The organism is Paraburkholderia sp. D15, from assembly GCF_029910215.1.
GTDB lineage: Bacteria > Pseudomonadota > Gammaproteobacteria > Burkholderiales > Burkholderiaceae > Paraburkholderia.
This window is the reverse complement of sequence record NZ_CP110395.1, coordinates 3,151,641-3,172,302: the sequence shown is the minus strand read 5'-3', so window position 1 is coordinate 3,172,302 and position 20,662 is coordinate 3,151,641. Positions and strand designations below refer to the sequence as shown.

General features: G+C 64.7%; 18 protein-coding genes. 8 read left to right on the top strand and 10 right to left on the bottom strand.

Annotated elements, in window-relative coordinates:
- Positions 1 to 30 precede the first annotated feature (30 nt).
- The 3 genes from LFL96_RS13600 (at position 31) to map (ending at position 2,112) form a co-directional block, all read left to right on the top strand.
- On the top strand, positions 31 to 1,017 hold the full coding sequence (locus LFL96_RS13600) for a zinc-dependent alcohol dehydrogenase family protein (protein ID WP_280995749.1): 987 nt from the start codon (positions 31 to 33) through the stop codon (positions 1,015 to 1,017).
- A gap of 103 nt (positions 1,018 to 1,120) precedes the next feature.
- Positions 1,121 to 1,333, top strand: a complete 213-nt coding sequence (locus tag LFL96_RS13595; RefSeq protein WP_280995748.1) for a ParD-like family protein — start codon at positions 1,121 to 1,123, stop codon at positions 1,331 to 1,333.
- Complete coding sequence (gene map, locus LFL96_RS13590) at positions 1,330 to 2,112, top strand: type I methionyl aminopeptidase (protein WP_280995747.1); 783 nt, start codon at positions 1,330 to 1,332, stop codon at positions 2,110 to 2,112. Before LFL96_RS13595 ends, map begins: the two co-directional genes overlap by 4 nt.
- On the opposite strand, the gene LFL96_RS13585 is transcribed toward map, so the two are convergent.
- Together LFL96_RS13585 and LFL96_RS13580 are read right to left on the bottom strand one after the other, a co-directional pair.
- Positions 2,106 to 3,134, bottom strand: a complete 1,029-nt coding sequence (locus tag LFL96_RS13585; RefSeq protein WP_280995746.1) for a hypothetical protein — start codon at positions 3,132 to 3,134, stop codon at positions 2,106 to 2,108. The two genes, map and LFL96_RS13585, sit on opposite strands and share 7 nt — an antisense overlap.
- Positions 3,135 to 3,758: 624 nt before the next feature.
- Positions 3,759 to 4,241 (bottom strand): hypothetical protein, encoded by a 483-nt coding sequence (locus LFL96_RS13580; RefSeq protein WP_280995745.1) that lies wholly within the window; start codon positions 4,239 to 4,241, stop codon positions 3,759 to 3,761.
- Here LFL96_RS13580 and LFL96_RS13575 point away from each other — a divergent pair.
- Positions 4,240 to 6,258: a hypothetical protein gene (locus LFL96_RS13575; RefSeq protein ID WP_280995744.1), complete on the top strand. Its 2,019-nt coding sequence runs from the start codon at positions 4,240 to 4,242 to the stop codon at positions 6,256 to 6,258. The two genes, LFL96_RS13580 and LFL96_RS13575, sit on opposite strands and share 2 nt — an antisense overlap.
- A gap of 60 nt (positions 6,259 to 6,318) precedes the next feature.
- On the opposite strand, the gene iolB is transcribed toward LFL96_RS13575, so the two are convergent.
- The 7 genes from iolB to LFL96_RS13540 form a co-directional block, all read right to left on the bottom strand.
- The gene (iolB, locus tag LFL96_RS13570; RefSeq protein WP_280995743.1) at positions 6,319 to 7,119 is read right to left on the bottom strand and encodes a 5-deoxy-glucuronate isomerase; all 801 of its coding nucleotides are present in this window, start codon (positions 7,117 to 7,119) and stop codon (positions 6,319 to 6,321) included.
- The gene (iolE, locus tag LFL96_RS13565) at positions 7,116 to 8,033 is read right to left on the bottom strand and encodes a myo-inosose-2 dehydratase (RefSeq protein ID WP_280995742.1); all 918 of its coding nucleotides are present in this window, start codon (positions 8,031 to 8,033) and stop codon (positions 7,116 to 7,118) included. Before iolE ends, iolB begins: the two co-directional genes overlap by 4 nt.
- 10 nt (positions 8,034 to 8,043) lie before the next feature.
- Complete coding sequence (gene iolD, locus LFL96_RS13560; RefSeq protein ID WP_280995741.1) at positions 8,044 to 10,026, bottom strand: 3D-(3,5/4)-trihydroxycyclohexane-1,2-dione acylhydrolase (decyclizing); 1,983 nt, start codon at positions 10,024 to 10,026, stop codon at positions 8,044 to 8,046.
- Positions 10,023 to 12,083: a 5-dehydro-2-deoxygluconokinase gene (iolC, locus tag LFL96_RS13555; RefSeq protein ID WP_280995740.1), complete on the bottom strand. Its 2,061-nt coding sequence runs from the start codon at positions 12,081 to 12,083 to the stop codon at positions 10,023 to 10,025. The genes iolD and iolC overlap by 4 nt, the downstream gene beginning before the upstream one ends.
- Positions 12,084 to 12,148: 65 nt before the next feature.
- On the bottom strand, positions 12,149 to 12,955 hold the full coding sequence (locus LFL96_RS13550) for an ATP-binding cassette domain-containing protein (RefSeq protein WP_280995739.1): 807 nt from the start codon (positions 12,953 to 12,955) through the stop codon (positions 12,149 to 12,151).
- 14 nt (positions 12,956 to 12,969) lie between these two features.
- A complete protein-coding gene (locus LFL96_RS13545; RefSeq protein ID WP_280995738.1) occupies positions 12,970 to 14,154 on the bottom strand; it encodes an ABC transporter permease in 1,185 nt (394 codons plus the stop codon).
- A gap of 165 nt (positions 14,155 to 14,319) precedes the next feature.
- Positions 14,320 to 15,366: a sugar ABC transporter substrate-binding protein gene (locus LFL96_RS13540; RefSeq protein WP_280995737.1), complete on the bottom strand. Its 1,047-nt coding sequence runs from the start codon at positions 15,364 to 15,366 to the stop codon at positions 14,320 to 14,322.
- 289 nt (positions 15,367 to 15,655) lie between these two features.
- On the opposite strand from LFL96_RS13540, the gene LFL96_RS13535 reads away from it, so the two are divergent.
- From LFL96_RS13535 to LFL96_RS13520, 4 genes are all read left to right on the top strand, one after another.
- Positions 15,656 to 16,537: a MurR/RpiR family transcriptional regulator gene (locus LFL96_RS13535; protein ID WP_280995736.1), complete on the top strand. Its 882-nt coding sequence runs from the start codon at positions 15,656 to 15,658 to the stop codon at positions 16,535 to 16,537.
- Positions 16,530 to 17,567, top strand: a complete 1,038-nt coding sequence (iolG, locus tag LFL96_RS13530; protein WP_280995735.1) for an inositol 2-dehydrogenase — start codon at positions 16,530 to 16,532, stop codon at positions 17,565 to 17,567. The genes LFL96_RS13535 and iolG overlap by 8 nt, the downstream gene beginning before the upstream one ends.
- A complete protein-coding gene (locus tag LFL96_RS13525) occupies positions 17,567 to 18,616 on the top strand; it encodes a Gfo/Idh/MocA family oxidoreductase (RefSeq protein WP_280995734.1) in 1,050 nt (349 codons plus the stop codon). The genes iolG and LFL96_RS13525 overlap by 1 nt, the downstream gene beginning before the upstream one ends.
- Positions 18,617 to 19,361: 745 nt before the next feature.
- On the top strand, positions 19,362 to 19,589 hold the full coding sequence (locus tag LFL96_RS13520) for a sulfurtransferase TusA family protein (RefSeq protein ID WP_281000746.1): 228 nt from the start codon (positions 19,362 to 19,364) through the stop codon (positions 19,587 to 19,589).
- A 170-nt stretch (positions 19,590 to 19,759) separates the two neighbouring features.
- Here LFL96_RS13520 and galU read toward each other — a convergent pair whose 3' ends face one another.
- The gene (gene galU, locus LFL96_RS13515; protein ID WP_280995733.1) at positions 19,760 to 20,641 is read right to left on the bottom strand and encodes a UTP--glucose-1-phosphate uridylyltransferase GalU; all 882 of its coding nucleotides are present in this window, start codon (positions 20,639 to 20,641) and stop codon (positions 19,760 to 19,762) included.
- Positions 20,642 to 20,662 lie beyond the last annotated feature (21 nt).

The window sequence follows — 20,662 nt, the reverse complement described above, 5'->3', positions numbered from 1 at the left end:
AACCCGACAGCAACCCGACCGGAACCCACCATGACCATGCAAGCGCTCGTCCTCAACCGCTACAACGGCCCGCTCGAATTGACCGAAGTCTCGATGCCCGAACCGGCTCACGGCCAGGTGCGCGTGCGCATTGCCGCCAGCGGTCTCAATCCGCTCGACACCAAGATCCGCGCGGGCAGCGCAGCGCACGCGAAGCATCCGCTTCCGCTGGTGCTCGGCATCGATATGGCCGGCGTGGTCGATGCCGTCGGACCCGGCGTCACCGCTTTCAAGGTCGGCGACGAGGTCTACGGAATGACGGGCGGTGTCGGCGGCATTCAGGGCTCGCTGGCCCAGTACGCGGCGGTCGATGCCGACCTGCTGGCGATCAAGCCGGCCAACCTGTCGATGCGCGAAGCTGCGGCGCTGCCCCTCGCGTTCGTCACCGCCTATTCCGGCATTGTCGACCGGGCGCATCTACAGGCGGGGCAAACGGTGCTGGTGCAAGGCGGAGCAGGTGGCGTCGGCCATGTCTCCGTGCAATTGGCGCGCGCATTGGGTGGTCAGGTTTTTGCAACGGCGAGTTCACGCGACCACGATCTCGTTGCGCGCCTCGGCGCCACGCCCATCGACTACCGGTCGCAGTCTGTCGAGCAATATGTCGCATCGGCGACGCACGGCACCGGTTTCGATCTCGTTGTCGATACGGTCGGCGGCCCATCGCTCGATGCTTCGTTCGCCGCGGTCAAGCACTTTGGCCATGTCGTCAGCGCGTTGGGCTGGGGTACGCATGCGCTGGCGCCGCTGTCTTTCCGGGAAGCCACGTACTCAGGGGTCTTCACCCTCTATCCGCTCCTGACGGGGCAGTATCGCGCGCACCATGGGGCGATGCTGCGCGAGGCGACGAGGTTGGTCGAAGCCGGCAAGCTGACACCGCATCTCGATCCCCGCCGGTTCGATCTACGCTCCGCGGAGCTTGCCTACGACGCCATCACGAACGCTACCGCACGTGGAAAGATCGTGGTGGACGTCGCGTGAGATCGGGGAGGGGCGCTAGCGGCCCATCTCCCAGGTTGCATTCTTCTCGATCGGTAATATATGATTCGTATACATTCCATATATAAACTCTGGCACCAACCCCATGGGCATCGTAAACATCGACGACGATCTGCACGACCAGATCCGCAAGGCGAGCACCGTCTCCTGCCGCTCCATCAACGCGCAAGCCGCCTTCTGGATCAAGATCGGCATCCTCTGCGAACTGAACCCCACCCTGACTTTCAACGAAGTCGTCGCACGTGAATTGCGAGCAGCGGGCGTCGAAGAGCAGGCCGTTTCCGCCGCATCGACATGACCAAACGCCCCGAAGAGATCGCCTTGCTCGCCGAGTCCGGCAAGCTGCTCGCCGACGTATTCGGCTACCTGAACGGCCTGAGCCTGATCGGCATGTCCACCATGCAGGTCAACGATCTGGTCGACAGCTTCATCGTCAACGATCTCGGCGCTCGCCCCGCAAGCAAGGGGCAGTACGGCTACGCGTACGCGCTCAACGCGTCGCGCAACAACGTGGTGTGCCACGGCGTGCCGTCCGGGGAAGAGACCTTGCAGAGCGGCGATATCGTCAACTTCGACATCACGCTCGAGAAGAACGGCTTCATCGCCGACTCCAGCAAAACCTATCTGGTCGGCGACGTCGCGCCGCTGGCAAAGCGTCTCGTGCAGGTCACCTACGAAGCGATGTGGCAAGGCATCAAGGCCGTGCGTCCCGGTGCGCAACTCGGCGACATCGGCCACGCGATCGAGCGGCACGCGCGCCGTAACGGCTATACGGTCGTCAGGGAATATTGCGGCCACGGCATCGGTCGCGAAATGCACGAAGATCCGCAAGTGCTGCATTGGGGCAAACCGCGCACGGGCCTGACGCTGCGCGAAGGCATGGTCTTCACCATCGAACCGATGCTCAACCAGGGGCGCCACGCGGTGCGTACCGAAGAGGACGGCTGGACCGTCGTCACGCGTGACGGCCAACTGTCCGCGCAATTCGAGCACACCGTCGCCGTGACGCAAAACGGTGTGCGCGTATTGACGTTGCGCGCCGAGGAAAAGCCGGCGAACCGGCTTGCGCCTCAGTAATACAGATAGACCGAGCCGGGGCCGACGGCCAGGTTGTAATTGCATTGCGGCGAGAGCGACGAACTCGCGAAGCCGCCTTGCCACGACGGCGACAACACGTTGCCGTTGGTATCCCACACGCTGACGCCGTAAAACTGCGTCGATGCCTCAGGTGGAAGCTGATTGCAACTACTGAAACCGTAGACTTCGAGCACACCGCCGAAGACCCATTGCAACTCGCCCTGAGGTGCGGTGTTCAACGTGACGCTTTGACCATTGGTCGTGTCCTGCGTGACGATGGACCAGGACCCGCAATCGTAGACGCCCACGCCGCACAGCGAATACATGTCGCCGACGATTTCGTCACCCGGCGACACGTTGACCGGATCGGTGTGCGTGGTGGTGCCGGCCGTGCAGCAATTCCAGCTCGCGATGGTCCACGTGTGATCGTTGAAGCCGTTCCAGCCGAGCACCGGTTGCAGGATCGACTGCACGGTCGGCGTCTGCTCGAGGCCCGGGAAGAAGAAAACGGTTTGATTTCCCGCGTCGTTGGGCGTCGACGGGACTTTCCAGCTCGCGCGCAAGCGGCCGACGTTGCTGCCGTTCTGGTAATTCACGCTCTCGATCCAGCCGTGATAATCCGGCTCGACCGCGTTGGCGGTGGACACCGGCGCGGCGTGACCGGCCGCGGTCGGCGCGATGCTGTGTCCTTGCCGGTCGTAGTGCGCGCGGCCGCATTTCGCCGGCGCTCGAACTGTTCCATCGCTCTGGCGAATGCTGCCGTCCGCGCGCAAGTTTTCGTGCGCGTGGATGACCTGCACGCAGTCGGGCGAGAAGAATCCATTCGGCGTGACCACGTAATCCGACGGCACGTTCGCGGGGCGCGCGGCCTCGCTCAAGGTCGCCACGGTCGTGAGCTGGCGTGCGGACGACGCAGCGTCCGCAGCGTGCGCGGGTGTCAGCATCGTCAGAAATAGCCAGGCGAAAACGAACGGCCAGAGGTGCTGCGGTGAAGTGAACAAACGGCGCTTGCTGTAGTTCATGGCGCATCCTTTCAGAAGGAAGGAACTTCGGGTTGCCGTCGAACGGAATGTGTTCTCGAAGATGAGGCACCTTCAGGAACGTGACGGAGCGAGACACGCGTTGACGCCGACGATGATCGACATGCGTGCGGTCAAGCCGTGTCGGCGCGAAGTTTCATCCGCGAATGCGAAGAGAAATGAGCGGAGAGGGAACGAAAATGCGGGCTGATTCTAATCAGCGATGATTCGGCATACCAACTAAAAAATCGCCGCCGGAAATACGACGGTGAAGACGGGCGATGAACCCAGCGTCGCGACCCGTCGAGCAAAACCTTCAGGGCGTTCGAAACCTGGATAGTGGACTAAACCGTCGTTCTCAAGGCAACTGTCTGGCATGTCCCATGCCCGTGGATTGCCATGTCTTTATTGCAATGCGGCAAACGTTTTGCGCGTCGCCTGCGCGTTCCATCGCACAACCGGTCGAAATTTCATCCGGCAATGCCGTTTGAATTGCGATCGTCAATCTGCCGCATGAGCCCGTCGCAAGCCGCTTTCCAACCCTGGGCGAGTCCGATTCAAACGCTTGATCGTTTGGTGAGCGTCCTCCAGAAATCTTGTCGGCAGCGCGCTGACAAATCAAGACAATCAGGTCAGAAGGCGCGCGTCGCGGGTGAGTCGTTTAAAGCCCGCGTCTGTGCAGCGAACCATGACATGGCCGACGCCCGACACGCGCGTCCCGGCGACAGGAGGAGACATCGTGAGACAGCAACGCAGGGTGGATGAAGCCGCCGCGAACGGGAGCGGCATCTCGATGGGCACAGGTTGCAACGGCTCGTCGCATGCGCACTGGCAGGCGCGCTTCTGGCGTGGCGCGCCCGTCGCCACCAGCGCGGCGTTTTTAACGGCCGCGCTGTTAATGTCCGCATGCGCCGACGCGAGTTCGAGCAACGTTGCCTCCGCAACGACAACGGCTTCGTCGACGCCTTCGGCCACCTCGCCACAACTCGCCGCGTCATCACCCGACAGTGCGACTTCCGCAGCGGCGCGCCCCTCGCTCGAACTCGCCAAGGCAAAACAACTCGCCGCCGAACAAAGCGTCGCCGCACGCATCCCTTCGTCGAGCGGCATGACGGAAAAACGCGTCCGTCCGCTGACCTTGCGCGACTCCGGCATCGACGGTTCGTTGATGTTCGCGCGCGACGTCGATTTCCGCGTGACCGGCGACATCGGTTTCATGATCCACGACATGGCCGCGACACTGAGCCCGGCGCACGCCGGCCAGCCGATCGTTTTCGACGATCCGACCAGCGTGACGATCAACGTGCATCGCGGCGACGTGACGCTCGACAGCGCGAAGCTCACGGCGATCTTCGATCGCTATCTGTTCCAGTATCAGGGTTCGCCGCTGCGCAATATGAAGGTGGTGCCGCAGGACGGCGGCAGCTTGCGCATTACCGGCGAAATGCATCGCGAGACCTGGGTGCCGATCGTGCTGAGCGGTTCGCTGTCGATGCGCAACGCCAGCGAACTCGTCTTCCACGCCGATCACGTCGAAGTGGCCGGCGTCGGCGCCGACAAGCTGATGCAGGCCGCGCACGTGAAAATGGCCGACCTGCTGAAGGTGGACACGCCGATCGCGCGCCTCGACGGCGACGACGTCGTGATGCAGGTCGCGAAGCTGACGCCGCCGCCCGCGCTGCGCATGACGATCTCGCGGATCGACACGAGCGCGGCGGGCGTGCGCTTCACGCTCGACGACCGCACGGTGCCGCGCATCGACTGGCCCGCGACGATGCCCGCGCGCGGCATGCTGGTGCAGGGCGGCGACGTGAAGTTCATGCGCTCGATGCCGATGAACATCGACATGGCGATCACGCCGCTCGACGCGAATGCGCCGTTCGTGCTGGACCTGTATCACTACCGCGACCAGATGGCATCGGGTTACCTCACGTTCGACGAAAGCGGTGCGCTGGATGCGCATCTCCCTTCGTATGCAACGCTGACGAACGGCAACGCAACGAATGCGGCCAATGCGGCGAACGCAGCGGGCACCGCTTCCGGCGACACGAAAGACACACCCTCGCAAACCGGCAGCGCGAGCGCCCGTTTCAACGACAGCTTCATCCGCGCGCAGCAGGCCTCGCTCGCGCAGGCACGGCTCGTCTGGCAACACATCCCGCCGGCACTGCGAAGCGCATCGAACGCGGCGCCGCACGCGATGCCCGTCAGCACGCGCGCGGCATTCAACGGCGAGCGTCTGTCCACGCCCGGCTCGGCTTTCGGCGACGAGCGCCGCTCGCCCGGCGCCGCACCGCTGATCCATGTCGAGAACGTCGACTTCTACGTTGCCGGACGGATCGGTTTCCACGTGCGCACGTTGGACGCGCAGATGGTGCCGAAGCATCCCGGCCAGCCGGTCGATCTGGACGATCCGGATCAATACGACATCCGCATCATCGGCGGCGAGGTGGTGGAACCGTGGCCCGCGATGGCGGCGCTGTTCAACGACTATCTGCTCGACTATCAGCCGCGTTCGCTGAACGACCTGCAACTGAAACCGGTGGACGGCAAGCTGCAGGTCACGGGCGGCATCAAGCTGTGGAATCACTTCCCCGGCGTCTGGCTGCCGACCACGATGAGCGGCACGATCGTCGCGAAGGATGAGCGGCATCTGGTGTATGAACCGACCTCGGTGAGCGTGCTCGGGGTGCCGCAAGCGGGCCTGCTGCGCGCGCTGGACATTCCGCTCGCGTCGCTCACGCCGTTCACGCGCAAGGGCGTCGCGCTGAAGGGTAACCAGCTGGTGTTCGATCAATACACGGTGTTTCCGCCGCCGGTGCTGCAAGGGCGTCTCGCCAGCGCGACGGTGACCGACGAAGGACTGGTGCTGAAGTTCAAGCGCGACGGCGGGGCCGCGGTGGCGCGCCCGCCCGCAGGCGCGGGCAGGAGCTTCGTGTGGATCGAATCCGGCGACGTGAAGATGTTCAACTCGCTGGTCACCAATACGCGCACCTTCATCAAGGACAGCTCGAACCCCGGCGTGATGAAGTTCGACCTGTACGGCTATCGCCGCGACGTGTCGAAGGGCACGGTGAGAATGGGCGAGGACGGCGCGCTGGACGTGGATCTCGCCGCGCGAAAGTAAGGTGCAAACTAACGCGGAAAACGAGGCGGTAAATACGGCGGCGAGATCCGGGCCCGAACGTCAGGCGTCTTTATTGATGATCCACTCGTGCGCCGGATCGTTGCGGAAATGCCAGACCCGCTGCCCGCCGGCCATCACGTTCAGGTAGTACGAGTCGTAGCCATACGGCACGACCACCGGGTGATAGCCGCGCGGCACCATCACCACGTCGTGATCCTCGACGGCCATCGATTCGTCGATATCGCGCATGTCCGTATAAACGCGCTGAAACGCGAAACCCTGCGGCGGATTCAACCGATGGTAGTACGTCTCTTCGAGCGAACTCTCGTGCGGCACGTTGTCGGTGTCGTGCTTATGCGGCGGATAGCTCGACGCATGACCGCCCGGCGTTCGGACTTCGACCACGAGCAACGACTCGGCCGGCTCGGTCTGCGGAAGAATATCGCAGACGTAACGCGTATTCAGTCCCTTGCCGCGCGTCGACCGTTTCATCGAAGCGGGTTCGATCAGCCGCGCCGGGAACTCGCCTTTGGCGGGCGCGCTGGCTACACCGATCTCCGCATCGCGATTCGCGCGCACGGTGATCCGCACGCCCGGCGGCAGATACACCGCGTGCGGCGCGGCGTCTTCGAACACGCTGTCGCGCGAGCCGAGCGCGTGCCAGGTGGTGTCCGCGGTTTCGATATCCACCGCGCCGGTCAGCACGACGATGCACACCTCGCGCGCCGCTTCGAACACATGCACGACTTCGTTCGCGCCCAGCCGGTACGCGGCAAAACCCACGTACCGCCAGCACGCCGATGCCGGCGTGACCCGCGCGATCGTCTGGCCGTCGCGCTGTGCCTTGACCAATAGACTCATGCTGCCTCCTGCGTGACGTCGTCGAGCGGCGCATCGACCAGCGCGCGCAACGTCCGGTAACCCTTCTGTGCGTATTCGAACGACGGCGCGACCACCGGGTCCTGCTCCGCCTCGACCACCAGCCAGCCGCGATAACCGTGCCGCTTCAATCGCGCGATGATGGCCGGAAAATTCACCGCGCCGTCGCCCGGCACCGTGAATGCGCCCGCGATCACCGCATCGAGAAAACTCCAGTTGCGATTGCGCGCGAGCTTCATCACGGCGGGGCGCACGTCCTTGCAATGCACATGGCACACGCGGCCGATATGTTTGTCGAGCACCGCCAGCGGATCGCCGCCCGCGAACGTGATGTGCCCGGCGTCGAACAGCAGACCGACCGCGTCGCTGGTGCGCGACATCAACTGATCGACATCGGCGGGCGTTTCGACATACGCGCCCATGTGGTGATGGTAGGCCAGCCGCACGCCACGGCTTAGCGTATAACGCGCGAATTCATCGACGCGTGCCGCGTACGCGGCCCATTGCGCGTCGCTGAAAAAACGCGGCCGTTGATACAGCGGCTGCGGCGCGCCCTGGATCGAGTCGGCCACTTCGCCGTACACCATCGCGGTGGCGCCGTTTTGCGCGAGCAATTCCAGATGCGGGCCGACCGAAGCGATTTCTTCCTCCACGCTGCGCCGTGCGAGGCGCCCGGAATACCAGCCGGACACCAGCGCGAGATCGTATTGCGCGAGCAGCGTTTTCAGCGCCTGCGGTTCGCGCGGAAACTTGTTGCCGAGTTCGAAGCCCTGATAGCCGATCTGGCGGCCTTCGGTCAACGCGACTTCCAGCGGCGTCTCGCCGCCGAGCGAGGGCAGATCGTCGTTCATCCACGAGAGCGGGTTGATGCCGATACGTACGTCGAAAGCAGTCATGCGGGCGTCCTCATTCGTTGTCGGGTTGCGTGGCGCGAGCCGTCGCGCTGGACGGGTCGGCGCGCGCCGAGAGCCGTGCCTCGTACTGGGCGCGCGCGTCGCGCACGGCGGCGCGCGTCGACACTTCGGGCACGGCGACCTGCCACCACCAGCCGCCTTCGCTGGTGGTGCGCGCCGGATCGGTGTCGATACTGATCACGTAGGTGCGATTCGCGCTGCGCGCGCGTTGCATCGCCGCTTCGAGTTCGGCGATATTCGCGACGTGCTCGGCCTGCGCGCCGAGCGCACGCGCATGCGCGGCGAAGTCGATCTGGGGCGCGCCGAGCGGACCCTGCATGCAGTCTTCCAGCAGATTGTTGAACGGCGCGCCACCGCACGCCTGCTGCAAGCGGTTGATGCAGCCATAGCCGCGATTGTCGAGCACCACGACGATCAGCTTGGCGCCGATCATCACCGAGGTCGCGATCTCGCTGTTCATCATCAGATAGCTGCCGTCGCCGAGCATCACGATCACTTCGCGCGCGGGGCGCGCGAGCTTCGCGCCGAGGCCGCCCGCGATTTCGTAGCCCATGCACGAATAGCCGTACTCGACGTGATACGCGCCCGGTTTGCCCGCGCGCCAGAGCTTGTGCAATTCGGCGGGCAGGGTGCCGGCCGCGCAGACGACGATGTCGTTCGCCGCCGACCCCGCGCTCGAACGCTGGATCGCGCCGATCACGTCGCCTTCGTACGGCAGCACGTCGTCGTGTTGCGGTGCATGCGTGAGCGTGCCGACCGTCTCGCGCCACGCCGCCGCGAGTTGCTGCGCGCGCGTGGTCCATGCGGGCTCCGCGCGCCAGTCCCGCAACGGCTCGACGAGCGCATCCAGCGTGAGCTGCGCGTCCGCCTCGATGACGCACGCGCGATGCTTGAGGCCATCGAACGGATTGGCGTTGATGGCGATCACGCCGGCGTGCGCGAATAGTGTGTTCGACCCGGTGGTGAAATCCTGCAGGCGGGTGCCGATCGCGAGCACGCAATCCGCGTCCTGCGCGAGCGCGTTGGCGGCGGGCGAACCGGTCACGCCCAGCGCGCCCGCGTTCAGCGGATCGTTCCACGCGAGCGAGCCCTTGCCGGCCTGCGTCTCCGCCACGGGTATGCCGTGCGTGGCGGCGAAGCGCTGCAATGCGTCGGTCGCGCGTCCGTACAGCACGCCGCCGCCCGCGACGATCAACGGCCGCTTCGCCAGCCGCAATGGCGCGAGCGCTGCGTCGAGTTCGTCGGCGCGCGGCGCGGGCGCGTGAAAGCCCACCACGCGCGGCGCGAAAAACGCCTCCGGAAAATCCCACGCCTGCGCCTGCACGTCCTGCGGCAACGCGAGCGTGACGGGGCCGCACAACGCGGCATCGGTCAGCACGCGCACCGCGCGCGGCAGCGCATTCAGCAATTGCGCCGGGTGCACGATCCGGTCGAAGTAGCGCGATACGGGCTTGAGCGCGTCGTTGGCGGAGACGCCGCCGTCGTGGAAGTCCTCGACCTGTTGCAGCACCGGGTCCGGCGCGCGCGATACGAAGATGTCGCCGGGCAGCAGCAGCACCGGCAGACGGTTCACGTGCGCGAGCGCCGCCGCCGTCACGAGGTTGGTCGCGCCGGGGCCGATCGAGGTCGTCACCGCCATCATGCGGCGGCGGAAGTGGGCTTTCGCGAAAGCGATCGCGCTGTGCGCCATCGCCTGCTCGTTGTGCGCGCGCAGCGTCGGCAACTGCTCGCGATGCTGGTACAGCGCCTCGCCGATTCCCGCGACGTTGCCGTGCCCGAAGATCGCGAACACGCCGCCGAACAGCGTCTCGGTGCCTTCGCCGTCCTCGCTCACGACGCGTTGCGCGGCGAGGTAGCGGACCAGCGCCTGCGCGGCCGTCAGACGAATCGTGCCGGATGCCGCCGGCGTGGGATCGGCGGTGTGGGTGGCGTCGTTGGCGGACGCCGTGTGGTGATGCATTACGCGCTGGTTCATGCGGCCTGCTCCTGATGAACGCGATGCGGCGTGCCGGCGGCGCGGGTGTCGCTCGCGCCGCGCGTCGCCCGCCACGACGCGATCAGCGTCTCGAACGTATGGCGCACGCGCGCGATCAGTTCGTCGTCGCCGATCTCGCCGGCGAGCCACGCGTGGCTCGGCTCGTGGAAAATCGTGCGGCCCACGGTGAAGCCGCGGCACGTCGCCGATTGCGCGGCGGCGCGAAAGCCCTCGTTCAACTGTTCGACGCCCGCCGACAAGCCGAGCAGCACGACGCCCCGGCAATATGGATCGCGTTCGGCGATCAGCGCATCGACCGCCTGCCATTGCGCGGCGTCCATCGGTTCGAGCTTCCACCACTCCGGATAGATGCCGATGTTGTACAGGCGCTTCAACGCGCGGAACACGATGTCCGGCCCTTGCGGCAACGACGCATGCTTCGGCGGAATCACTTCGAGCAGCAACTCGTGGCCGCTCGCCTGGGTCGCGTCGTACAGCGCGCGCAACTGCGCTTCCTGTTCGAGGCGTTGCTCGACGGGTTCGTCGGGATGGAACTGCACCAGACATTTGACGACGTGTTCCTGCGGCCACGCGATCAGCGCGGTGCCGATCGAGCGGCCGTGGTCGAACACCAGCGGCACCGAGCCGGGCAATTCGACCGGCCGGCCGATCCACCAGCCGCGGCCGGTCGCCGCATTCAGCGCATCCTGGCCGTAACGATCGTCGATCAGCACGCCGATGCGGCCTTGCAAACCCAGTGCGGTTTCCGTCTGCGCGACGGCCTGCACGAACAGTCCCTTGAGTTCGGCGATGCGCGCATCGTCCGCGCCGGTCTGTTGCGCGAGTTCGAAGAACTGGTTGCGATGATCGAACGCGAAGCCGAGCACCTCGTCCCATTGTTTGCGGGCCGGCGACACGCGATGCAGCCGCGCGAGCGTCGCATCGCGATCCGGACGGCGCATACGCTGCGGGTCGGCTTTCGCTTCGCGCAGGAAGTAGTCGAGTTCGGCGGGCGTCGGCATGGCCGGCGCGCAGCCGTGGCGCGACACCACCAGCGCGCCGCTCGCATTCGCGGCGCGCGCGCAGGCGTCGAGCGGCTGGTCGCGCAGCCAGCCCGACAGGAAGCCGGAGGCGAATGCGTCGCCCGCGCCCAGCACGTTCAGCACGTCGACTTCGACGCCGCCGTGCAGCGGCGTGTCGTCGAGCGATGCGGGCACCGCGCCGTCGATGATCTGGCAGCCGAGCGGCCCGCGCTTGAGCACCAGCGTGGCGGACGTGACGGCGCGCACCATCGCGAGCGCGTCGACCAGTTCGGTCTTGCCGCCGGCGATGCGGAACTCCTCCTCGGTGCCGATCACCAGATCGAACAGCGGCAGAATCCGCTGCAGATGCGCGGTCACGCCCTCGCTCGCGACGAAGCGCGTTTCGCCGTCCGCCTTGCCGGTGAGACCCCACAGCACCGGCCGGTAGTCGATGTCGAGCACCGTGCGCACGTTGTTGCGGCGCGCGTGATCGAGCGCGCGGCGGCTCGTGCGGTTCACCTGTTCGGTGGAGAAGTGCGTGCCGGTAATCAGCAGCGCCTTCGACGACGCGATGAAGGCCTCGTCGAAATCGGCTTCGTCGACGGCCATGTCCGCGCAGTTCTCGCGATAGAAGATCAGCGGGAAGGTGTCGCGATCCTTGAGGCCGAGCAGCACGAGCGCGGTCAACCGCTCCTGATCGACGCGCACGTGGCTGACGTCGCAGCCTTCGCGCGTCAGCGTCTCGGTGAGAAAGCGTCCCATGTGATCGTTGCCGACACGCGCGAGCATCGCCGAAGCGAGGCCCAGGCGCGCGCATCCGAACGCGATGTTGGCGGACGAGCCGCCGAGATACTTGGCGAAGCTCGCCACGTCTTCGAGCCGCGCGCCGACCTGCTGCGCGTACAGATCGACGGCGAGGCGGCCGAGGCAGACGATGTCGCGCGTGCGGCCCGCCGCGAAACGGCTGCCGCCCGGCGCGGATGTCGTGGACGGCGAGACGGCCTGCGTGGCGCCTGGTGTGCTGGAGTGAGCCATGAATAATCCTGGGTAGCTGGGCGTGCGGTCCGCCGCGCGTGCGGCGGCCGGGTCACGCGGATGAATCAGATCGTCGCGCCTTCGAGTTCGCCCATCATCTTCTGCATCTCGGCGCCGCCGGCCATCATGTCGAGCACTTCGTCCTTGCTGATGGTGTCCTTGGTGAAGGTGCCGAGCGAGCGGCCGCGATTGAGCAGCGTGAACGAATCGCCGATCGGATACGCGTGATGCACGTTGTGCGTGATGAAGATCACCGAGATGCCCTTGGCGCGCGCCTTGTGAATCAGCTTCAGCACGTTGAAGCTCTGCTTGACGCCGAGCGCGGCGGTCGGCTCGTCGAGAATCAGTACGCGCGCGCCGAAGTGGATCGCGCGGGCGATCGCCAGACACTGCTTCTCGCCGCCGGACATGGTGCCGATCGGCTGATGCGGGTCGCGCACGTTGATGCCCATTTCGGCGAGCTTGTCGCGCGACGCGGTCGCGCACTGTTCGAGGTCCATCACGTTGATGAAGCCGAACAGCTTCTTCTGCGGCTCGCGTCCCATGAAGAAGTTGCGCGCCACCGAGAGCAGCGGCACGAGCGCGAGATCCTGATAGACGGTCGCGATGCCGAGATCGAGCGCATCTTTCGGCGACGTGAAGCGCACCGGCTTGCCGTCTACCCGGTAGGTGCCTTCGCTCGGCTGATGCACGCCGGCCAGCGTCTTGATCAGCGTCGACTTGCCCGCGCCGTTGTCGCCGAGCAGGCAGTGCACTTCGCCGCGCCGCAGCTTGAGGTTGATTTCCTTCAACGCGATGATGTTGCCGAAATAGCGGCTGACGTTGTCGAGCGACAGGATGATGTCGTCGGACGGTTGTTCAGTGGGGGTCATGATCGGCTCCGGTCTTAGCGGGACGACGCCACGCGGCTGCGCACGTAGTGGTTGAACAGCACGGCGAACAGCAGCATCACGCCGAGGAACACACGGAACCAGTCCGAATCGACATTGGTGTAGGTGATGCCGATCTGCACCACGCCGAAGATCAACGCGCCGAAGCAGGCGCCGACCACCGAGCCGAAGCCGCCGGTCAGCAGCGTGCCGCCGATCACCGCCGCGATGATCGCTTCGAACTCCGCCTGCAGACCGCGGTCCGCGGCAGCCGAGCCGATGTCGCACACCTGCAGCACCGCATACAGGCACGAGCAGAACGCGGTCAGCACGAACAGCGAGATCTTCACGCGCCGCACCGGTACGCCGACGTTCTTGGCCGCGTTGGCGTCGCCGCCCACCGCGAAGATCCAGTTGCCGAAGCGCGTGCGGGCCAGCGTGAACGCGCACACCACCGCGAGCGCGAGCCACCACAGCAGGACTTTCGGAATGCCGGGCACGAGCGGCGTGCCGCTGTCGAGCATCTTCACGAGACCGAGGTGGCCGAGCCACACGAACAGACCCTTGAACGCGACGCCCTGGAACAGCGTATGCGCGAGCCAGTCCTGGCGCGCGACGTCGCCGACGCCGGAGATGATCGTGCGATCGGCGAACATCACCGAGAGCGCGAGCGTGAGGCCGCGCAGAATGAACAGGAAGGCGAGCGTGACGATGAACGACGGCAGCCGCGTGCGCATCACCAGATAGCCGTTGAGCGCGCCGAGCAGCATCGAGCCGGCGAACGCGAAGAGGATCGCGAGCCAGATCGGCCAGTGGAAGTACATGGTCGGCAGCGCGACCATCATGCCGGCGAAACCGATCATCGAACCGATCGACAGATCGAACTCGCCGGCGATCATCAGCACGCAAGCGCCGACCGAGATCAGCCCCAGATACGCCGCGACCTGCGACCAGTTCATCACGCCGTCGAGGTTGAACATCCCCGAGTTGCCGGCGGCCACGCCGAAAACGATGAACACCATCGCGGTGCCGGCGAGCGCGGCGAATTCCGGGCGATTGAGCAGATGCCGGAACCAGGATTCGCGCCGCACGCGTTCGTCGGCGGTGGCGGCCGTCGTGGTGCTGGCCTGCGCCGTCGGGTCCTGCGGATCGGGCGGCGGCTGCTTGCGGGGATGGGGATGGAAAAGATTGGCGACACCCATTTGAAGCTCCTTGATACGCCGCGCGAAACACGGCGAGAGCGGGCGAGTGCCGGCCGGGCGCGGAGTGCGCCGGCCGGTCCCGCTCAATAAGTCCTGACCTGACTGATGACCTGCCTGTATTCCCGCCTGCCGCGGTGCGCGCGGCAGGCTCGAACGCGATGCGCGTTAGCGGTACTGCCCGGCGTACTTCAGCACCTTGTCGACATTCGCCTTGGTGATGAAGCCGGGGCCCGAGCCGATATTGCGCGGCCCGTACGAAGGCGCGAGGCCGTATGTGGCGAGCCGTTCCTTGAACTTCGGATTGGCTTGCAGGATCTGGCGGATCTTCGCCGGGTCCGTGGTGTGTTCCTTCTTCACGATGGCCAGCACGGCGACCGGGATATAGCCCTGCAGATACGGCTGCTGGTCGATCGCGAACTGGATCGTGCCGTCCTGAATGCCCTTCGCGATGTCGCTGTCGAAGTCGAACGTGGCGAACCAGACCTTGCCGGCGAGGCCCATCTGCTGCAGCGCCTTGATGGTCGGATCGGCCGACAGCGGACCGAGCGCGAGCACCGCCTGGGTATTCGGATGGTTGCGCAGATACGCGCTCACTTTCGACTGCACGCCGGTCGGGTCCTGACCCGCGTCGAGCGTGGAAGTCTTGAAGTCGACGCCGAGCGCTTCGGCGAAACCGCGGCAGCGTTCGAACGAAGCGGGGTTGGTCGCGTAGTGGTTCACGCACAGGAACGACTTGATGCCCGCGGCCTTCGCTTTCTCGCCCGCTGCCTTGCCCGCCGCGTATTCAGGCTGGCCGACGTGCATGATCGCGCCGAGCTGCGCGCTTTGCTCCTCGGTGCCGGAGTTGATCGTGACGAGCGGAATGTGTTTCTGCGTGACCTTGGCGATCGAACTCTTCAGCACGTCGAAGTCGGCGATGGAAACGATCACGCCGTCGTAGTTGCGCGCGGCGGCCTGTTCGACGAGACGCGCCATGTCGGCGATGTCGCCGTTCGGCGGGTTGCGATAGTCGGTCTCGACGTTGAAGTCCTCGTCGGCCTGTTTGATGGCGTTCTTGATGGTGTTCCACCACGAATCCGAATCCGGCGCGTGGCTGATCAGCACGAAGTGGGCGTCCGCCGCGCGGGCGGCCGAAGCCGCGCCGAATCCCGTCGCCAACGTCAATGCCGTCACCAGAATCCTGAGCGTAGCCTTGCCCTTGCAAAGTCTCATTGTCTCCACCTTTCTCGGTCTGTCGTTATTGAAGGGAGCGTCTGGCAGGCAGCTTTCCGTTCGCATACGGACCGCTACGGATTCAGCGCGACACCATCGCTCACGACCAAGATTAGGCCATCTTTTCCGGCCTTGCAATGAAAATTTCATGACGAATAAAAATGGAAAATACGTTCCATTTGGGTGCGCGCCTGCCTATAATCGGCAGCGTCAGGACGCCGTGCGGCGGGGCTTCGCGTCGAAAAGCGCCGTCGCTGCCGCACTGCAATAAAGCACCCGAGAGAGAGCCATGGCGGAAGAGAGCACAGAAGAATTGCCGAGCGTCGATGAATTGATGCAGCGCATCGCGGAAAACTACGAGACGCTGCCGCGTCAGTTGAAGAATGTCGCGAGCTACATCGAGCAGCATCGGTCGAGCGTGATGGTGGATCGCACCAGCGACATCGCCGCGAGTTGCGGCGTGCATCCGTCCGCGGTGGTGCGGTTCGCGCAGCGCTTCGGCTTCTCCGGTTTCTCCGATCTGCAGGCGGTGTTTCGTCAGGCGTATACGGGGCAGGGCAGTTCGTCGCCGAGTTATCAGCAGCGCATCCGCAAGCTGATCGACGAGAAGCCCGGCGCGCTGTCGGGCGGGTCGGTGGCGCGCGAATTCATCGCCGCGTCGCGCGGCGGTCTCGAAGAACTCGAGGCCGGTCTCGACGACAAGCAGTTCGATGCCGCCGTGAAGATGCTGCAGCAGGCCGACAACATCTACGTGATCGGCGTGCGGCGCTCGTTTCCGGTGGCGAGCTATATCGTCTACGCGTTGCAGCACACGCCCAAGCGCGTGCACCTCGTGTCCGGTTTCGGCGGCATGTATCGCGAACAGATTCGCAGCGTGAAGAAGGGCGACGTGGTGATCGCGATCAGCTTCGCGCCGTACGGCAAGGAAACGCAGTACTGTCTGCGCGTCGCGCATCATCATCAGGCGAAGACGTTGGTTATTACGGATAGCCAACTATCGCCGCTGTCGCGCTATGCGACCACCCAACTGTATGTGAAAGAGGGCAGCGCGTTCGCGTTCCGCTCGCTGACCAGCACGATCTGTTTGTGCCAGGCGCTGTTTATCGCGCTGGCGTACAAGCTCGAATTGAACGTTGAAGAATCCACGGACACTGGAGGATACGATGACTGAAGTGGGCAAGGCGGTGGGCAAGGCGGCAGAGACGATCGATGTGGCGGTATTCGGCGCGGGGCGCATCGGCAAGATTCATGCGGCGAATCTCGCGCGGCAGCCGGGTGTGCGGCTCAAGTATGTGGTGGACGTGAATCGCGAGGCCGCCGCCGCGTTGGCCGCCGAGCACGGCGCGCAGGTTGCCGATATCGACGGCGCGATGGGCGATGCGTCGGTCGGTGCGACGGTGATCTGTTCGAGCACGGACACGCATGCGGATCTGATCCAGCAGTCGGCGGCGCAGAAGAAGCATGTGTTCTGCGAGAAGCCGGTCGATCTGACGCTGGAGCGCGCGCGTGCCTGCGCCGAGGCGGTCGAGCGGGCCGGCGTGGTGTGCATGATCGGTTTTCAGCGCCGGTTCGATCCGACCTTTTCCGCGCTGAAGGCGCGCATCGACGCGGGCGAGATCGGTACGCCGGAGATGCTGGTGGTGACGAGCCGCGATCCGGGTGCGCCGCCGGTGGAATACATCCGGCATTCGGGCGGCATCTTCAAGGACATGCTGATTCACGACTTCGACATCTTCCGCTGGATTCTCGACGACGAAGCCGACACGCTGCACGCCACCGGCAGCTGCCTGACCGACCCGGCGATCGCCGATGCGGGCGACGTCGATTGCACCGCCGTGACGATCCGCACGAAGCGCGGCCGTCTGTGCCAGATCAACACCACGCGGCGCGCCGCGTATGGGTATGACCAGCGCTTCGAGGTGCTGGGCAGCACCGGCATGTTGCAGGCGGGTAATGTCCGGCCGACCGAGGTCACCGCGTATTCGAAGACCGAGGTATCGAGCGACGTGCCCGAGGCCTTTTTTCTCGAACGTTACCGGGCCGCGTACGCGGCGGAAATCGCGCATTTCTTCGATGCGGTGACGCACGGCAAGCCGGTGCGCACCACGGTCGCGGACGGCCTGAAAGCGCTCGAACTCGCGGATGCCACGACGCGTTCGTGGCGCGAGGGGCGCGCGGTCAAACTCGGCGAGGCCTCGTGATGAGCGCGGCGGCGGGAAAGCTGCGGCTCGGCGTGGTGGGCTTGGGCCGGTTGGGCAAACGTCACGCGGAGAATCTGGCGTATCGGGTGCCGGGGGCGTCGCTGGTGGCGGCGTGCAGTCCGGTGGAGGAGGAGCGGGCGTGGGCGCGCGAGAACTTGCCGGCGCCGCGGCTGTATGGCGAGTATGCGGAGGTGCTGGCCGATCCCGAGGTGGATGCGGTGTGGCTGGTGACGCCATCGTCGTTGCACGCGCAACAGATTATCGATGCGTTGCGGGCGGGCATGCATGTGTTCTGCGAGAAGCCGTTATCGCTGGAAGTGGCCGAGTGCGAGCGGGTGCTGGCCGAGGCCGAGCGGTATCCGCACCTGCTGGCGACGATTGGTTTCATGCGGCGTTTCGATCCGAGCTATCGGGACGCGTATGAGCGGATTGCCGCTGGGGAGATTGGGCGGCCTTTCATGGTGCGATCGCAGACGACGGACAAGAACGATACCGATGGTTTTTTTGTGCGCTTCGCGGGGACGTCCGGCGGGATTTTTCTGGATTGCACGGTGCACGACATCGATGTCGCACGATGGTTGTTGGGCAAGCCGCGGGCCACGCGGGTGTATGCGGCGGGGACGGTCGCATTGCATGAGGGGCTACGCGAGTTTGGGGATGTCGATAATGGCGTCGCGATCTGCGAGTTCGAAGGTGGGAAGCTCGCCGTGTTTTATGCGTCGCGGACGCAGGCGCATGGGAATGATACGCACAGCGAGGTGATGGGCACGCAGGGGGCGTTGGCGATCGGGCGGGTGCCGGTTGCCAATCGGCTGGAGATTTATGGGCCCTCCGGGGTTCGGGCTGAATGTACCGAGACGTTTTTTGATCGGTTTGAAGAGGCTTTTCTGGTTGAGGCGCGGGGGTTTGTGGAAGAGGTTTTGCGCCTGCGCGGCGGGGCGGTGAATAGTGGGATGGTTGGGGCTTCGCTTTCGGATGCGTTGGAGGCTACCAGGATTGGGTGTGGGTTGAGGGAGTCTCTTCTCGCGGGTGGGGCTGTTGTTCTTTAGTTTGGGTTTTTTTTCTGGATTTTTGGTCTTTCCTTGTCTGGAGTTTTTGGCCTTTCCTTGTGGTGTTGGTGGTCTATTAGCGTTGCCCCTGTGCGGGGCGGCACTTACTCTCTTTGCCGCGGCAAAGAGAGTAAGCAGAGAAAGCCGCATCAACCCGCCAGCTCATAAGCGGGCGCCTCGCACAGTACTGGCAGTGGTGCATCTGGAATCCGTGTTCTCGCGCATTCCGCGCCCGTGACACAGCAGTCATGCTTCCGGCGGCGCTGCGCGCGCCCCGGGGTCCATCACACGCCGCCCTCCGATAATCGGGCGGCGGTGCTTCTTGCCCCGTCTTTTTTCAGCGCCACGCCGAGGCGCAGCCGATGGCCCCACCGCAAAGGACGAACCCCTGGTTTGGGATGGACCGGGCTGGCGAGCGCGCAGCGCGAGGCGGGATGGATGAGCCCTTTGTCACGAGCGGGGAGTGCGCGAGGGCACGGATTCCAGATGCACCACTACCGAGGCTGTGCGAGGTGCCCGCTTATGAGCTGGCGGTGTGAAGCGGCTTTCTCTGCTTACTCTCTTTGCCGCGGCAAAGAGAGTAAGTGCCGCCCCGCACAGGGGCAACGCTAATAGACCGATAAGAATGCAAGGAAAGGCCAAAAAATTCCAGACAACGAACAACCAAACACCCCAAACCCCAACCCTGTAAAATAAAAAAAAAACCCCCGAAACAGGCATCAAAAAAAGGTCCCCTTCGATGCAAATCGAAATCCACAAAGAAGTCGACGCCCGCGGCCTGTTGTGCCCGCTTCCCATCCTGCGCGCCAAGAAGGCTCTCTCCGACATGCAAAGCGGCCAGATCCTCAAAGTCCTGGCCACCGACCCCGGTTCGCAACGCGATTTCGCCGCCTTCGCCAAACAAACCGGCAACGAAATCATCGAAAGCTCCGCGCAAGACAAGGTCTTCACCTTCCTGATGAAACGCCGCTAACGCAGTCAACAAGCGACAACACGTCAAACCCAAAACAAAAGGCGCTGCCCCCGCATCCGCGAGGCACAGCGCCTTTTTTACATCCATCCAGCACACGCTACCGAGAGGCTATTCCAGGCCCCGTCCCGGCCAACACCGGCCAGCGGCCTGCATTGCATGCAGACCGGCGTTCAGCCCTCCAGCACCGGCGAACGGGTCCGCAAATATTGTTCGAAATCCGCTGCCACTTCCGGGTGACGCAACGCAAACTCCACCGTCGCCTTCAGATAGCCCAGCTTGCTGCCGCAATCGAACCGCGTGCCGTGATACTTGTACGCGAGCACCTGCTCGTCGGCGAGCAGCGACTGAATCGCGTCCGTCAACTGCAATTCGCCACCCGCGCCCGGCTTCAGCGAACGGATGTGGTCGAAAATCCGCGGCTTCAACACGTAACGGCCCACCACGCCCAGGTTCGACGGCGCCACGCTCGGCTCCGGCTTCTCGACGATGCCCGACATCTTGATGATCGAGTCTTCCCACTCCTTGCCGTCGACGATCCCGTAGGACTTCGTCTCCTGCGGCGGAATCTCTTCGACGCCAATCACCGAGCTGTGATAGTGGTCGAACACCTCGATCATCTGCGTCATCACCGGCGGCGTGCCGTACAGCAAGTCGTCCGCGAGAATCACCGCGAACGGGTTGTCGCCCACCAGCTTCTCCGCGCACAGCACCGCATGACCCAGTCCCAGCGCTTCAGGCTGACGCACGTAGAAACAGTCGACGTGGCTCGGCTTGATGCTGCGCACCAGTTCCAGCAGCTTGTCCTTGCCGCGCGCCTCGAGTTCGGCTTCGATTTCGTAGGACTTGTCGAAATGGTCCTCGATGGCCCGCTTGCTGCGCCCCGTGACGAAAATCATCTCGGTGATGCCGGCCGCCATGGCTTCTTCCACCGCGTACTGAATCAGCGGCTTGTCGACGATCGGCAGCATCTCCTTCGGGCTCGCCTTGGTGGCAGGGAGGAACCGGGTGCCAAGACCTGCTACCGGAAATACCGCTTTTGTAACTTTTAGCATGTGATTACCCTGAGTCCTCTG

Bases quoted from the DNA above. Each gene is read 5' to 3' on its own strand.
- LFL96_RS13600 (WP_280995749.1), top strand. From the start codon at position 31: ATGACCATGCAAGCGCTCGTCCTCAACCGCTACAACGGCCCGCTCGAA.
- LFL96_RS13595 (WP_280995748.1), top strand. From the start codon at position 1,121: ATGGGCATCGTAAACATCGACGACGATCTGCACGACCAGATCCGCAAG.
- map (WP_280995747.1), top strand. From the start codon at position 1,330: ATGACCAAACGCCCCGAAGAGATCGCCTTGCTCGCCGAGTCCGGCAAG.
- LFL96_RS13585 (WP_280995746.1), bottom strand. From the start codon at position 3,134: ATGAACTACAGCAAGCGCCGTTTGTTCACTTCACCGCAGCACCTCTGG.
- LFL96_RS13575 (WP_280995744.1), top strand. From the start codon at position 4,240: ATGACGGAAAAACGCGTCCGTCCGCTGACCTTGCGCGACTCCGGCATC.
- LFL96_RS13580 (WP_280995745.1), bottom strand. From the start codon at position 4,241: ATGCCGCTCGACGAAGGGATGCGTGCGGCGACGCTTTGTTCGGCGGCG.
- iolB (WP_280995743.1), bottom strand. From the start codon at position 7,119: ATGAGTCTATTGGTCAAGGCACAGCGCGACGGCCAGACGATCGCGCGG.
- iolE (WP_280995742.1), bottom strand. From the start codon at position 8,033: ATGACTGCTTTCGACGTACGTATCGGCATCAACCCGCTCTCGTGGATG.
- iolD (WP_280995741.1), bottom strand. From the start codon at position 10,026: ATGAACCAGCGCGTAATGCATCACCACACGGCGTCCGCCAACGACGCC.
- iolC (WP_280995740.1), bottom strand. From the start codon at position 12,083: ATGGCTCACTCCAGCACACCAGGCGCCACGCAGGCCGTCTCGCCGTCC.
- LFL96_RS13550 (WP_280995739.1), bottom strand. From the start codon at position 12,955: ATGACCCCCACTGAACAACCGTCCGACGACATCATCCTGTCGCTCGAC.
- LFL96_RS13545 (WP_280995738.1), bottom strand. From the start codon at position 14,154: ATGGGTGTCGCCAATCTTTTCCATCCCCATCCCCGCAAGCAGCCGCCG.
- LFL96_RS13540 (WP_280995737.1), bottom strand. From the start codon at position 15,366: ATGAGACTTTGCAAGGGCAAGGCTACGCTCAGGATTCTGGTGACGGCA.
- LFL96_RS13535 (WP_280995736.1), top strand. From the start codon at position 15,656: ATGGCGGAAGAGAGCACAGAAGAATTGCCGAGCGTCGATGAATTGATG.
- iolG (WP_280995735.1), top strand. From the start codon at position 16,530: ATGACTGAAGTGGGCAAGGCGGTGGGCAAGGCGGCAGAGACGATCGAT.
- LFL96_RS13525 (WP_280995734.1), top strand. From the start codon at position 17,567: ATGAGCGCGGCGGCGGGAAAGCTGCGGCTCGGCGTGGTGGGCTTGGGC.
- galU (WP_280995733.1), bottom strand. From the start codon at position 20,641: ATGCTAAAAGTTACAAAAGCGGTATTTCCGGTAGCAGGTCTTGGCACC.